The organism is Oleiphilus sp. HI0132 (assembly GCF_001635845.1).
The window spans coordinates 1-1087 of record NZ_LWGJ01001727.1 but is presented as its reverse complement, the minus strand read 5'-3'; the positions used below and the strand labels follow the sequence as shown (position 1 = coordinate 1087).

2 protein-coding genes are annotated in these 1087 nt (G+C 44.1%); both read right to left on the bottom strand.

Going from position 1 to position 1087, the window contains the following annotated elements:
- Positions 1-261: YbaB/EbfC family nucleoid-associated protein (locus A3766_RS26455; protein ID WP_068643300.1), on the bottom strand; the 261-nt coding region annotated here is incomplete at its 3' end.
- Positions 262-325: 64 nt separating this feature from the next.
- Entirely contained in the window at positions 326-823 is a 498-nt protein-coding gene (locus tag A3766_RS26450) for a DNA polymerase III subunit gamma/tau C-terminal domain-containing protein (RefSeq protein WP_068643298.1), read from the bottom strand.
- Between the last annotated feature and the right edge of the window lie 264 nt (positions 824-1087).

Sequence of the window (1087 nt, the reverse complement as noted above, 5' to 3'; positions counted from 1 at the left end):
GTTCTTTTCTTCGATCCTTCTTACCGCATCATTTACTGCTGCAGCAAGTAAATCTTCCAAAAACTCTTTATCTTCACTCAACACAGTGTCATCTAGCTCAACCTTAATAACATCATGACGACCATTCATCACAACCTTCACCAAGCCAGCACCGGATTCACCCATCACTTCTGCATTCGCAGCTTCTTCTTGCTGCTTTTGAAGCTCTTCTTGCATTTTTTGGGCTTGCTTCATAATATCGCCCAAGTTTCCACCAATCATATTTTTCTCCACTTACTATTGTGCAGAGCGTCTTCAGAAGGCAACTGCACGCGATCATATTTTATTAAATAATCTGCCCTAAAGCTTTAATGCTATTTTCAATCAACACACCATCAAACTCTCTAATCATCTGTTGGACATAGGGGTCATTTTCAACACTCAGTTTTGCTTGCTCCCCCATTTCCGCTTTCACGCGTTCACGCCACATCATCGGCGACTCGTGTTCGGGCTTTAAGCCCTCGAAGAAAGTAATATTTCGCCCTTGTGCCACTTCTTTACTCAATGATTCACGAATCCGCCCTTCATGACTTGGATTTAGCAAACGAAAGTGTCCAGCCTCAAAATAAAGATTCAAGCCGTCCGGGTTCTCTTCTAGCACTGAGTTAAGCATTAAATTAAGCGTCATTCCGCTAAGACCCAATTGTGTCACCTGCTTATTCCATCCGCTTGAAAGGACATCTGCGGCAAGCTCACTTTTCTCTACATGATCCTGAGACGAACTCTCTGCAATAGGAGATTTTTCCTCATTCCGCAAAGTAGATTGTTTATCAGGTTCAGGCACTGGTTCCGAGACAGGTTCTTGAACTGGACTTTCAACAACGCTGGTAACAGGCTGCTCAGTTTCTGCAAAGCTCTGCGTTTCAACAGGCTCTTGTAAGCGGCTGGCAGTCGACTCAGAGGTCTCAACAGGTGCCCGTTCAACTTGTGCTACACCCTCAACATTTAAACCTTCACTATTCAGAAGTGTTTTTTTTTGCTTTCGTCCTCAGACAAATTATTCTCTAGCGGAGCACTTTGCACAGTTTGCTCTTCAGCAACCGGCACT